The organism is Arthrobacter sp. Soil_N43 (assembly GCF_057655195.1).
Window position 1 is genome coordinate 1 of the sequence record NZ_JBDGML010000100.1, and the last position, 12,464, is coordinate 12,464.

The window sequence follows — 12,464 nt, forward strand, 5'->3', positions numbered from 1 at the left end:
GGCGGCGGGGAGTGAGGGAGGGTTGGGGGAAGGGCGGCGGGAGGTGAGGGAGGGTTGGGGGAAGGGCGGCGGGGAGTGAGGGAGGGTTGGGGGAAGGCGGCGGGGAGTGAGGGAGGGTTGGGGGAAGGGCGGCGGGAAGTGAGGGAGGGTCAGAAGAGGCCCACCGGGTTGCCGTCGTCGTCGACGTCCATGCGCATAGCGGCCGGAACGGCCGGCAGGCCGGGCATGGTCATCACGGCGCCGGTCAGGGCCACGATGAAGCCCGCTCCGGTCTTGGGGATGAGGTCGCGCACGTGGATGGTGAAGCCCTTGGGCGCGCCCAGCCGCGAGGCGTCGTCCGTGAACGAGTACTGGGTCTTGGCCATGCAGACCGGCATCCCGGACCAGCCGTTCTTCTCAATATCCGCTAGCCGCCTCAGCGCCGGCACGGAGAAGTCGACGCCGTCCGCGCCATAGATTTCCTGCACAATCATCCGGATCTTGTCCTCCACAGCCAGCTCCAGCGGATACAGGTGCCGGAACGAGCCAGGTCCGGCCACCGCTGCCGCCACCTTGGCCGCCAGTTCGTCGCCGCCGTCGCCCCCGCCGCCGCGGCCCCAGACATCCGCCGCCGCGGCCTGGATGCCTTCGCCGGCGCACCAGTCCAGGAGCCAGTCGAGTTCCTCCTGCGTGTCGGAGGAAAACCTGTTGATGGCCACCACGGGGGTGACGCCGAACTTCTCCACATTCCGGACATGCCGGCGCAGGTTGGCCACGCCGGCCGCCAGTGCCTCCACATTCGGCTCCTGGAGCCGGTCCTTGGCCACCCCGCCGTGCATCTTGAGGGCCCGCACCGTGGCCACCACGACGACGGCGGAGGGCGCCACATCCGCGACGCGGGCCTTGATGTCCATGAACTTCTCGGCGCCGAGATCAGCACCGAAGCCTGCTTCCGTCACCACGATGTCAGCCAGCCTGCGCGCGGTCTGGGTGGCGATGAGCGAGTTGCAGCCGTGGGCAATGTTGGCGAAGGGGCCACCATGAACCAGTGCCGGGGTCCCCGCGATGGTCTGCACCAGGTTGGGCCTGATGGCCTCCTTCAGCAGCAGGGTCAGTGCGCCCTGCACGCCCAGGTCCGCAACCGTGACGGGCGTCCGGTCGTAGGTGTATCCGAAGGTGATGCGGCCCAGCCGTTCGCGCAGATCCGCCACGCCCGAAGCGAGGCAGAACACCGCCATGATCTCCGACGCCACGGTGATGTCGAACCCGTCCTGGCGCGGGATGCCCTGGGTGGGGCCGCCAAGCCCGATCACCACTTCCCGGAGCGCGCGGTCATTCATGTCCAGTACCCGCTTGAACGTCATGCGGCGCGGGTCGATGTTCAGCTCGTTGCCCTGGTAGATGTGGTTGTCCACCAGTGCCATGAGGGCGTTGTTGGCCGACGTCACGGCGTGGAAGTCGCCTGTGAAGTGCAGGTTGATCTCATCCATGGGCACCACCTGGGAGTATCCGCCGCCCGTGGCCCCTCCCTTCATGCCCAGGATCGGGCCGAGCGACGGCTCACGCAGTGCGATCATCACCTTGTGGCCGGCCTTGGCCAGCGAATCGGCGAGCCCCACGGTCGTGGTGGATTTTCCCTCGCCTGCGGGCGTGGGCGACATCGCCGAGACCAGAACCACCTTCCCCGAGGGTGGCCCGGCAGACAGCTTCGCCGGATCGATCTTCGCCTTGTAGCGGCCGTAGGGTTCCACCGCCTCGGCATCAATACCGGCGGCGGACGCGATTTCCTCGATGGGACGCAGCACGGCGTTGCGGGCTATCGCGAGGTCACTCAAGGGGCTGTCAGACATCGTTGTCCTCCATCGTTGGGGCTAAAACCGAGTGCGCTCAGCCGGTGAGCCGTGGGGCATAGCCGGCTGGCAGCTTCCGGCCGGCCGCGAATTCCTCGACGGCGGCGTGGTAGCTTTCCAGCGTAATGGCCGCCGTGCGCTGCCATCCGGAGCTCTGTGCATGGACGGCCGCCGCACGGCCCATGTCCTCCCTCGTGGCGGGATCGTCGTAGAGGGCTTCGAGCGCGTCGGCCCAGTCGGCAGCGCGGTGGCCATCCACGAGCAGCCCGGTGCGGTTGTCGTAGATGGCACGGGAAAGGCCGCCCACCCTGGTTGCCACCACCGGCGTGCCGCAGGCCTGGGCCTCCAGCGCCACGAGACCGAAGGATTCACTGTACGAGGGCATTACGACGACGTCGGCCGCGCGGAACCAGGCGGCAAGCTCAGACGGGGAGACCGGCGGATGGTGCGTGACGACGTCGTCCAGTCCCGCGGCGGTGACCAGCGACTTCAGGTTGAAGTCTTTCGCGCCGCTCAGTGCTCCCAGAATGGTGAGCTTCAGGTCGATGTCCGGACGGCGTTCACGGAGCAGCGCCGCCGCCTTCACCAGGATCTGCGGGCCCTTGAGGCGCTGGATCCGGCCGGCAAACAGCAGATGGAACGTGCCGGGGCGGACGCCGCGCTGGGAGCGGGCGCGGCTGCGGAAGGCGGGGGTGAAGACGGAGAGGTCGACGCCCGGGGGAGCGGCGTCGATGTGGTCGAAGTCGGCGTTGTAGTGCGACACGAGTTCGGCGGCTTCCGTGGTGGTGTTGGCGATGAGCCTCGTTGCCCCGTCGACGATGTGGTGCTCGCCCAGTTCGCGCCGGCGCGGTTCGGGCTTTTCCCCGGACTGCAGCAGGAGGTTCTTGACCTTGGCCATCGTGTGCATGGTGTGGACCAGCGGCACGCCCCACAGTGTGGACAGCTCAAGCCCGGCCACACCGGACACCCAGTAATGGGAATGGATGATGTCGTAGCGCCCGTGGGGCTGGCGCTCGCGGATTCGCTCGATTTCGGCGACCATGCTGTGCAGCAGTTCCGGCAGCTCCTCCTTCGGCAGCTTCCGCGGCGGCCCGGCCAAGACGTTGTGGACGCACACGCCGGGGTCCGGATGTTCGACGGCGGGCTGGCGGGCGTCCGTGGACCGGGTGAAGATTTCCACTTCCACCCCGTTTTCGGCGAGGGCGGAGGCCAGGCCCCGGATGTATACATTCATGCCGCCGGCATCACCGGAACCGGGCTGTTCCATCGGAGAGGTGTGCAGGGACAGGAAGGCCACACGCTTGATCGCGGTCATGGCTCTCCTCTCGGTCTACGCGAACGCATCCTTCCCGGCGCCACAGCGGCGCCCAACCGGGAACTGCATCCGGTAAAACACTACTCCTCAGGCGCCCTCGCCTTCATGGCTCCCGCTCTGTCGCCAACGTGCGGCGACACACCGACGCCCTTACAGGCAACGAAGCCCTGACAGGCAACGGGACCCCGGCAGGGGCCCCGTTGCCTTGTCTGGTCTCACGCGCCTGGTCTCACGCGCCGAGCTGGTTGCGCACCGCAGCCTGCACGGCTTCGCGCATCGGAGTAACGGGTCGGCCGATGAGCCGGCTGAGGTCGCCGCTGGTCACGAGCAGGTCGCCCCGGGCGATGCCGAGGTCGCTGTCCGCCAGAATGGCCGCGTAGGCCTCCGGCAGGCCTGCGTCCACGAGCACCTGGGTGTACTGTTCCGCTGGCAGGTCCTGGTACACCACCGGCTGGCCGGCGGCTGCGCTGACTTCGCCGGCCAGCTCGGACAGCGTGAACGGCACGTCGCCGCCGAGTTCGTAGACCTTCCCTTCCTGGCCCTCGCTGAGCAGCACGGCCGCGGCAGCCTCGGCGTAATCTGCGCGGGCGGCGGCACTGACACGGCCGTCGCCGGCACTGCCCAGGACGGCCCCGTGCTGGAGCTGAACGGAGAGCTGATCGGTGTAGTTCTCCAGATACCAGCCGTTGCGGAGCAAGGCGAAGGGGACGCCGGAATCGCGGAGCACGTCTTCCGTGGCCTGGTGTTCCGCGGCCAACTGCATGGCGGTGCTGTCGGCGTTGGCGACGCTGGTGTAGGCGATCAGGCTGACACCGGCGTCTTTGGCGGCCTTGATGGCGTTCCGGTGCTGGGAGAGCCGCTGGCCCACCTCACTGCCGGAAACCAGCAGGACCTTCTCGGCGCCCGCGAACGCCTGGCGCAGGGAACCGGCGTCGTCATAGTCGATCCGGCGCACCTGGACGCCGCGCTCGGCGAGATCGGCGATCTTGGCCAGATCGCGGCCGCCCGCGACGATTTGCCCGGCGGGAACATTGCGGCTGAGGAGGGCTTCGACGACGAGACGGCCGAACTGGCCGGTGGCTCCGGTGATCACGATGGTCATGGTGGTCCTTTCACGGGTGGATGACTGTCACCTGTGCCAACATCACCGCATGCCGGTTACTTCCCGAAAGAGAGTACGCACTTTAAGGTAAGGTACTGGTATGAAAGTAAGTATCCCGGAGGCGGCGCCTGTTTTCCCGTTTGCGGACGGGATCTTTCCCGCGGGATGCCCCAGCAGAATCGTTCTGGACCACGTCACCAGCAAATGGGGCGTCCTGATCCTGGTGGCACTGTCCGAGGGGCCGCAGCGCTGGAGTGAACTGCGCCGGCGGGCCGAGGGCATCAGCGAGAAAATGCTGGCTCAGACGTTGAAGACCCTGGAAGCGGACGGGTTTGTGCGCCGCGAGGCGCAGCCGATCATTCCTCCCCGCGTCGATTACAGCCTGACCGTCAGCGGCCAGGAGCTGGCCGCGCTGCTGCTGCCGCTGGTCTCCTGGATCGCGGGGCACGCTGACACCATCGTCGGGCGGTCAGCGCGGAAAGCGGCCGGCGCAGCGGACTAGGCTCGCCCCCGCCAAAGCCCCGCGAGGAAGGGGAATACGGCCTCGTATCCGGACAGCAGCTGGACCGCGAGCTGCGCAGACCCCACCAGCGGGTGTTCGGCAAAGGCCTCCAGCGCGGCCCGGCGGTCGCCGTGGCTGGCCGCCCGGACGGCCAGCAGCTCCACGCGTTTCACGCGCTGCATGAGCTCCAACTGCGGCGCGGCGGGCAGGTCCTGCGGGATGGGTACAGCGCCCGCGGCGGTCACCGTGCAGGGAACTTCGACGACGGCGTCCGCCGGCAGCCCCGGAATCGCCGGCTCAGCACCGCGCTCCCCGGTAACGCCCTCCCGGGCACCGGCCGCGTTCCGTGTGTTGAGGATGAGCTGGCTGCCGCCCGCACCGGCCGGGGAGTCCGCTGCTCCGCCTGTGAGCGCCCGCATTACCGCCAGCGCCACCTGCTCGTAGCCGCCGCCGGCCAGGTCCTCGGCATCGCGTGCCTCGTCGCCGGTGCGGGCTTCGGCCAGATAGCCCTCCTCCCGGGCCCGGCGGGCGGCGTCCCACAAGTCAAAGGCGGCGGGTCCGGCTGCGGCGAGCCTGGGATACAGCTCGGACTGTTGGCCGTGGATGGACTCGCCGCGGGTGGCGTCCATGGCCCGCATGGCCGAGGCCGCCCGCGCCGTCTCGTAGTAGTAGAACAGGTATTCGTTGGGCAGGACCCCGCGTTCCTGCAGGAACGGCTGGGGAAACAGCCGGCCTTCCTCAAACCCCGCCAGCGCGCCGGGGTCCGCCAGCAGGTCCGGGAGAAGGTCGCGGCCGCCGGACTCAAGGCGGTACAGCCAGCCGAGGTGGTTCAGGCCGTAGTAGCCCACGCCGTCGAGCCTTCCGGCCGGCAGCGGCGCACCGGCCGCCCGGGCGGCGCGGTGGACGAGCGCGCTGGCGGAATCGCAGATGCCAATGACCTTCCGTCCCAGTACGGGCACCAGCGCCTCGGTGACCATGCCCGCCGGGTTCGTGAAGTTGACCAGCCAGGCGTCCGGGCAGAGCGTCCGCATCGACCGTGCCAGCTCCAGCATGGCGGGGATGGATCGCAGCGCATACGAGATGCCGCCCGCCCCGGTGGTTTCCTGGCCCAGCAGCCCCAGATCCTGGGCCACGCGTTCGTCGGCTATCCGCCCTGCGGTCCCGCCCGGCCTGATGGCCGCGAACACCACGTCGGTGCCGGTGAGCGCCTCGCGGAGCGACGTGGTTGCGGTGACGGCCGGGGGAGGCCCGACGGCGGCGCTGCGGTCCGGCGCGGAGCGCGCCGTGGGCATGGACCGCGCCGTGGCCTGCTGGATGGGCATGGAGCGCAGCACCGCGGTGATGGCCCCGAGGCGGCCGGGATCGACGTCGAACAGCACCAGTTCCCTGACCAGCCCGGCATAGGGTCCGGCGCAGAGCGCCCGGTACACAAGGGGAACCCGGAATCCGCCGCCACCGGCAATCATGAGCCGCATGGAAGGGAGTCTATCCGGGAACGCGGTCCGGCCACCCCGGGCGCCGATGGCGTGACAGCCCGTTTCCGGCACGTCCGGTACCCCCAGATTTCGGGGTTCCCACCCCAAGGCACACGGCGTAGTGTGCCGAACATGGATGCGATTCCCGCAGGCCGCTTCGATCCGCTCGCCGCCGTCCGAACTCCGACGGCCGGTGGCTTCGACTTGCTGCTGGCCGGCACCGTGTTCCAGGACATCATTTTCACGGGGCTGCCGCACGCGCCGCAGCCCGGGACCGAAATCTGGAGCGAGGGGATGGGAAGCTGCCCCGGCGGCGTGGCGAACCAGGCCATCGCAGCGGCCCGGCTGGGGCTGCGGACCGGGCTGGCGGCTGCCTTCGGCGACGACGGCTACGGGGACTACAACTGGAAGATCCTCGCCGGGCAGGAGCATGTTGACCTCTCCCTGTCCCGGCGCGTCGCGGGCTGGCATTCCCCGGTGACTGTTTCCCTCAGCGTGGACCACGACCGCTCCATGGTGACCCACGGCCATCCCGCTCCCGTGACGCCGTCCGAACTGATCGGGCAGCAGCCGCCCCCCGCGCTGGCGGCGGTGGCGGACCTGGGCCACGAACTGGAACCGTGGGCGCTCGCGGCCCACTCCGACGGCGTGAAACTCTTCGGCGATGTGGGCTGGGACCCCAGCGGCGAGTGGTCCCAGACGCGCCTGGACAACCTGCAGTACTTCTATGCCTTCATGCCCAACCAGCGTGAGGCCATGGCCTTCACCGGCAAGGAGAATCCGTGGGCCGCGCTGTACTCGCTGGCGGACCGTGTGCCCGTGGCCGTGGTGACCCTCGGACAACAGGGAGCCATGGCCGTCGACTCGGAGACCGGCGAGGAGGAATGGGTGCCGTCGCTGCCGGTGACCGCGTACGACCCCACCGGGGCCGGGGACTGCTTTGGCGCGGCGTTCGTGGTCGGCTGCCTGGCAGGGTGGCCGCTGGGGGACAGGCTGCGCTTTGCCAACCTGTGCGCCGCGCTCGCCGTGCAGGAAGTGGGGGGCTCGCTCGCGGCGCCGGGCTGGGGCGACATCGCCGACTGGTGGAAACGGGCCAACGCCCGGCCGGAACGCCGCGGCAGCCAGTGGCTGCGGCGCTATGCGTTCCTGTCAGACATCGTTCGGGACGTGCCCCCGGAAGCCCAGAGGCGGGCGGCCGCCACGATCGCGCATCTGTCCGACGCCTAACCGGTTCGGCACCCGACCGGCACGGCACCCCACCGCCCGGCCGGAATTATCCGGCCCCGGACGCCAGCACTAGAATCACTAGGGTGACATACCCCGCAGCAACAGGTGACCTCCCCCCGGCAGCAGGGCCGGTGCCGCCCCTTTCGCAGGAACGGACCTCCCAAGAACGGTCCTCCCAGGAGCGGACTTCCCAGGAACGGTCCGCCATCGTGGACCTCGAAGCCATCCGCCACAACGTCCGGAGGCTGGCGGCTGCCGCATCTCCGGCGCAGGTCATGGCTGTGGTCAAAGCGGACGCGTACGGGCACGGTGCTGTTCCGGTGGCGCGGGCGGCCCTCGAAGCGGGGGCCAGCTGGCTGGGCGTCGCCCACATTTCCGAGGCGCTGGCCCTCCGTGCGGCCGGCATCGACGCACCGCTGCTCGCCTGGCTGCACACCCCCGAGAGCAACTTCGGCGCGGCGGTGGCCGCCGGCGTCGACATCGGATGCTCGGGATGGGAGCTGGAACGGATCGTGGCCGCTGCCCGGGAGCAGGAGCGGCCCGCGCGCGTGCACCTCAAAGTGGACACGGGCCTCGGCCGGAACGGCGCCCCCGTGGACGTGTGGGACCGCCTCGTGGGCGAAGCCGTGGAATACCAGGACCAGGGACTGCTGCGCGTGGTGGGCATCTTCTCGCACCTCGCCGTGGCCGATGAACCCGAACGGCCGGAAACCGACGACCAGCTCGCGGCCTTCCGCGAAGTCCTGGCCATCGCCGAGGACGCCGGGGTGGACCCGGAAGTCCGGCACCTGGCGAACACCCCGGCCACGCTGTCCCGGCCGGACACCCACTTTGACCTCGTCCGTGTGGGCATAGGCATCTACGGCCTCTCACCCTTCGAGGGGCAGTCGTCCGCGGAACTGGGGCTCCGCCCGGCGATGACCTTGCGCACCGTGGTGTCCCACTGCAAGGACGTCCCGTCGGGCCAGGGCGTTTCCTATGGCTTCAACTACCACACCTCGGGCGCCAGCACGCTGGGACTCATACCCCTCGGCTATGCGGACGGAATTCCCCGCGTTGCCACCGGCGGCCCGGTCCGGGTGGAGGGCGTGACCTACCCGGTGGTGGGCAGGATCGCCATGGACCAGATGGTCATCGACCTCGGCCCGCGGCACGTCTCCGAGGGCGGCCACAGTGTCCTGGGGGCCGAGGCTCAGCTCTTCGGCGACGGTGCCGACGGCGGCCCCACCGCCGACGACTGGGCACGCGCCGCCGGCACCATCAACTACGAGATCGTCACGCGGATCAGCCCCCGCGTGCCCCGCATGTTCATCAACGAAACGCCGGCGCCGTGAGCCTGCCGGCAGCCACGGACGCACCCCACTGGGTCCAGGCTTTGACAGTCACGACGGCGGAGCAGACCCATGCGCTCGGCGCGGCGCTCGCTGAGGTGCTTCGGGCTGGGGACCTGCTGGTCCTCACCGGCGAACTGGGCGCCGGCAAGACGACGTTCACCCAAGGCCTGGGGGAGGGGCTGGGCGTGCGGGAGGGCATCATTTCGCCCACGTTCGTGCTCGTCAGGATCCATCCCAACCTTCCCGACGGCCCGCGTCCCGGCGGTCCCGACCTGGTCCACGTGGATGCCTACCGGCTGGGATCGGCGTCGGAAATCGATGACATCGACCTTGAAAACACCCTGGACTCATCCGTCACCGTGGTGGAGTGGGGGCGCGACCGCGTGGAACACCTGAGTGACAGCCGTCTTGAGGTGGAACTGCACCGCTCCACCGGAAACGGGGCAGTCGGCGGAACGCTGGAGACAGATGGTGTCCTGGACTTCGATGCCGAGGACGACGACGAGCCCCGCACCATCATCATCCGCGGCTTCGGCCCGCGCTGGGCTGACCAGCCGGCCCTGAACCTGGCATCCGAAGGGACCCCCTGATGCTTATCCTTGCGATCGATACCTCCGCCGTGGCGAGTGCTGCGCTGGTTTCCGACGATGCGCTTGAAGGCGTGGTGGGCAGCTTCTCCACCGAAGACACGCGCAGCCACGCCGAGGTCCTTGCCCCGGGCATCGAGAAGCTGCTGGCCGACGCCGACGTCACGGGTGCCGACATTGACGCCATCGTCGTCGGCGTCGGGCCGGGGCCGTTCACCGGGCTCCGCTCCGGGATTGCCACGGCCAGGACCCTTGCCTTTGCCTGGGGGAAGCCGCTGCACGGGCTGATGAGCCTGGATGCCGTCGCCTTGGAAGTGGCTGAGTCCACGGAGGCCCCGCGGGAGTTCCTCGTGGCGACCGACGCCCGGCGCAAAGAGGTGTACTGGGCCCGGTACACGCTGCAGGAGGGCCAGCTTCCCCAGCTCGTGGACGGGCCGCACGTTGGCTTCGCCGCCGATCTTCCCGACCTCCCCGCCTACGGTGCCGGCGCCGGCCTCTACGCGGATGTCCTGCGGGCCGACCCGGACTTCAGCGCGGAGCAGCCGGATGCGCTGTACCTGGGGCAGTTCGCCCTGGTGCGCCTGGCGGGGGGAGGGGAACTTCTTGACTCCACGCCCCTCTACCTCCGTGAATCCGATGCGCAGGTCCCCGGTCCCCGGAAGCGCGCCCTGTGAGCGGCCTGTCCGGAGCGGGCACGCTGATCGGCCCGGGCATATCGGTGCGGGACATGGTGGCGGCCGACATTCCGGCTGTCCATGAGCTCGAAGTGCGGCTCTTCCCCGTGGACGCCTGGCCACTGCAGATGTTCGTGAGCGAATTGGCGCAGCCCGAGACCCGCCGCTACCTCGTCGCAGAGGCGCCCGGCGGCATCATCGGCTACGCGGGCGTGATGTGCATCGAGCCGGTCGCGGACGTCCAGACCATCGCCGTCGTCCCCGAGTATGAAGGCAGGGGCATCGGAACCGCGCTGCTCACGGAACTCATCAGCGAGGCCCGGCGGCGCGGCGCAGCCGATGTGCTGCTGGAGGTGCGGGCCGACAACCCCCGTGCCCAGCAGCTCTACCGCCGGTTCGGATTCGAGCAGATCCACGTCCGGCGCAAGTACTACCGCGACGGCGTCGACGCCCTGATCATGCGGCTCGAGCTCGCCGATGTCTTCGGGGTGCACCAGGACATCGTGCAAGAGGACGCGGGACAACCCGGCGCCGGGCAGCACGGCCAGACCACACCCACGGAGGAAGACCAGCAATGAACCGTTCCCAGCCGCTTGTGCTCGGCATCGAGTCATCCTGCGACGAGACCGGCGTCGGGATCGTCCGGGGAACGGACCTCCTGACCAACACCGTGTCCTCCTCGATGGACGAACACGTCAGGTTTGGCGGCGTCATCCCGGAGATTGCCTCCCGTGCACACCTCGATGCGTTCGTGCCGACGCTGCAGGCAGCGCTCACGGAGGCCGACGTGACCCTGGACGACATCGACGCCATCGCCGTCACGTCCGGTCCGGGGCTGGCCGGAGCCCTGATGGTGGGCGTGTGCGCGGCGAAGGCCCTGGCCGTGGCCACGGGGAAGCCGCTGTACGCCATCAACCACCTCGTGGCCCACGTGGGCGTCGGGCTGCTGGATGCACGAGCCGAGAACCTCCTGCCCGAGAACCTTGGCGCGCTGCTGGTCTCCGGCGGCCACACCGAAATCCTGCGGATCCGGCGCATCACCGACGACGTCGAGATGCTCGGTTCGACCATTGACGACGCCGCCGGGGAAGCCTACGACAAAGTGGCACGGATCCTTGGCCTGGGCTATCCCGGCGGTCCGGCCATTGACCGGCTGGCCCGTGAGGGCAACGCCAAGGCGATCCGCTTCCCGCGGGGACTCACCCAGCCCAAGTACATGGGCACCGCGGAGGAGCCCGGCCCGCACCGCTACGACTGGTCCTTCAGCGGGTTGAAAACCGCCGTGGCCCGTTGCGTGGAGCAGTTCGAGGCGCAGGGCGAAGCCGTCCCCGTGGCGGACATCGCGGCGGCATTCCAGGAGGCCGTGGTGGACGTCATCACGTCCAAGGCGGTCCTTGCGTGCCGGGAGCAGGGCATCACCAACGTCCTGCTGGGAGGCGGCGTGGCGGCCAATTCGCGGCTTCGCCAGCTTACGGAACAGCGCTGCTCCGCCGCGGGCATCACGCTGCACGTCCCTCCGCTGGATCTCTGCACGGACAACGGGGCGATGGTGGCAGCACTCGGCGCGCAGCTGGTCATGGCGGGGATCGAGCCCAGCGGCATCTCCTTTGCCCCTGATTCGTCCATGCCCGTGACCACCGTGTCAGCGCCGGCGCCGGCGCCGGAGCCGGTCAGGACGGCTGCCCGGGCCTAGCAAGCGGACTCAGCCGGGAGACGGAACAAGCGTACGGTTGAGTCGTGAACGCCGTTATCGATCACCTGGTCATCGCCGCCGATTCGCTGGAACAGGGCGCAGCCTGGTGCGCGGCAACGTTTGGCGTTCAGCCTTCCGGTGGCGGCAAGCACCCGTTGATGGGTACTCACAACCGGGTGATGGCCATCAGCAGCGAGAGCTTCCCCGACTGCTACCTCGAGGTCATCGCGATCGATCCCGATGCGCCGGCGCCGGGGAGGCCGCGCTGGTTCGGGCTCGACCACCCCGAGGTGCGCGAGGCTGTCCGCGAATCACCTCGGCTGGTGCACGCAGTGGCGCGTACGCGCAAGATCGAGATGCTGCGCCGGGACCTTGCCAACTTCGCCCTCAACCCTGGCACCTTGCTGGCCGTGCAACGCGACACGCCTTACGGACTGTTGAAGTGGCGAATCACAGTCCGCGACGACGGCCGCACTGAATGCGCAGGCGCGCTGCCCAGCTTGATCGAAGGGCAACATCCGTGTGCCCACATGCCCCTCACTGATGTGGCGCTGCAGGGCCTGATGCTGCGCGGCGTTCCGACCCAGGCGGTCAACGTGCTGAAGCTTCCGGCCGTTCACACGAGCCCGATCGAGGCTGTGCAGAACGCACCGCTCACCGCGACGCTGGAATCGCCGCGTGGCCGTGTTGTGCTCGATGCGTGGCACTTCGGAGGCTGAACAGTGC

General features: G+C 69.2%; 12 protein-coding genes. 8 read left to right on the forward strand and 4 right to left on the reverse strand.

Going from position 1 to position 12,464, the window contains the following annotated elements; all coding sequences use genetic code 11:
* Window positions 1–149: 149 nt before the first annotated feature.
* From AC3A3W_RS13030 to AC3A3W_RS13040, 3 genes are all read right to left on the reverse strand, one after another.
* Entirely contained in the window at window positions 150–1,829 is a 1,680-nt protein-coding gene (locus AC3A3W_RS13030; protein WP_487443402.1) for a formate--tetrahydrofolate ligase, read from the reverse strand.
* 37 nt (window positions 1,830–1,866) lie between these two features.
* Window positions 1,867–3,144: a D-inositol-3-phosphate glycosyltransferase gene (gene mshA / locus AC3A3W_RS13035; protein WP_487443404.1), complete on the reverse strand. Its 1,278-nt coding sequence runs from the start codon at window positions 3,142–3,144 to the stop codon at window positions 1,867–1,869.
* Between the two features lie 229 nt (window positions 3,145–3,373).
* A complete protein-coding gene (locus AC3A3W_RS13040) occupies window positions 3,374–4,246 on the reverse strand; it encodes an SDR family oxidoreductase (RefSeq protein ID WP_487443406.1) in 873 nt (290 codons plus the stop codon).
* A 100-nt stretch (window positions 4,247–4,346) separates the two neighbouring features.
* Between AC3A3W_RS13040 and AC3A3W_RS13045 the strand changes: the two genes are divergently transcribed.
* Window positions 4,347–4,748 (forward strand): winged helix-turn-helix transcriptional regulator, encoded by a 402-nt coding sequence (locus tag AC3A3W_RS13045; RefSeq protein WP_487443407.1) that lies wholly within the window; start codon window positions 4,347–4,349, stop codon window positions 4,746–4,748.
* On the opposite strand, the gene AC3A3W_RS13050 is transcribed toward AC3A3W_RS13045, so the two are convergent.
* Window positions 4,745–6,223, reverse strand: coding sequence for a family 4 glycosyl hydrolase (locus tag AC3A3W_RS13050; protein ID WP_487443409.1), 1,479 nt, complete (start codon window positions 6,221–6,223; stop codon window positions 4,745–4,747). The genes AC3A3W_RS13045 and AC3A3W_RS13050 overlap by 4 nt on opposite strands.
* 132 nt (window positions 6,224–6,355) lie before the next feature.
* On the opposite strand from AC3A3W_RS13050, the gene AC3A3W_RS13055 reads away from it, so the two are divergent.
* The 7 genes from AC3A3W_RS13055 to AC3A3W_RS13085 all read left to right on the forward strand — a co-directional run bounded on the left by AC3A3W_RS13055 (window position 6,356) and on the right by AC3A3W_RS13085 (window position 12,457).
* Complete coding sequence (locus AC3A3W_RS13055) at window positions 6,356–7,450, forward strand: PfkB family carbohydrate kinase (RefSeq protein WP_487443410.1); 1,095 nt, start codon at window positions 6,356–6,358, stop codon at window positions 7,448–7,450.
* Window positions 7,451–7,533: 83 nt separating this feature from the next.
* Window positions 7,534–8,784, forward strand: a complete 1,251-nt coding sequence (gene alr, locus AC3A3W_RS13060) for an alanine racemase (RefSeq protein WP_487443412.1) — start codon at window positions 7,534–7,536, stop codon at window positions 8,782–8,784.
* Window positions 8,781–9,374 carry a tRNA (adenosine(37)-N6)-threonylcarbamoyltransferase complex ATPase subunit type 1 TsaE gene (tsaE, locus tag AC3A3W_RS13065; RefSeq protein ID WP_487443414.1) on the forward strand — a complete coding sequence of 198 codons (594 nt, stop codon included), beginning with the start codon at window positions 8,781–8,783 and terminating at the stop codon, window positions 9,372–9,374. Before alr ends, tsaE begins: the two co-directional genes overlap by 4 nt.
* On the forward strand, window positions 9,374–10,045 hold the full coding sequence (gene tsaB, locus AC3A3W_RS13070) for a tRNA (adenosine(37)-N6)-threonylcarbamoyltransferase complex dimerization subunit type 1 TsaB (protein ID WP_487443416.1): 672 nt from the start codon (window positions 9,374–9,376) through the stop codon (window positions 10,043–10,045). Before tsaE ends, tsaB begins: the two co-directional genes overlap by 1 nt.
* Before the next feature lie 53 nt (window positions 10,046–10,098).
* The gene (rimI, locus tag AC3A3W_RS13075; protein ID WP_487443553.1) at window positions 10,099–10,623 is read left to right on the forward strand and encodes a ribosomal protein S18-alanine N-acetyltransferase; all 525 of its coding nucleotides are present in this window, start codon (window positions 10,099–10,101) and stop codon (window positions 10,621–10,623) included.
* Entirely contained in the window at window positions 10,620–11,738 is a 1,119-nt protein-coding gene (gene tsaD, locus AC3A3W_RS13080) for a tRNA (adenosine(37)-N6)-threonylcarbamoyltransferase complex transferase subunit TsaD (protein ID WP_487443418.1), read from the forward strand. Before rimI ends, tsaD begins: the two co-directional genes overlap by 4 nt.
* A 44-nt stretch (window positions 11,739–11,782) precedes the next feature.
* On the forward strand, window positions 11,783–12,457 hold the full coding sequence (locus AC3A3W_RS13085) for a VOC family protein (protein WP_487443420.1): 675 nt from the start codon (window positions 11,783–11,785) through the stop codon (window positions 12,455–12,457).
* The last annotated feature ends 7 nt before the right edge of the window (window positions 12,458–12,464 follow it).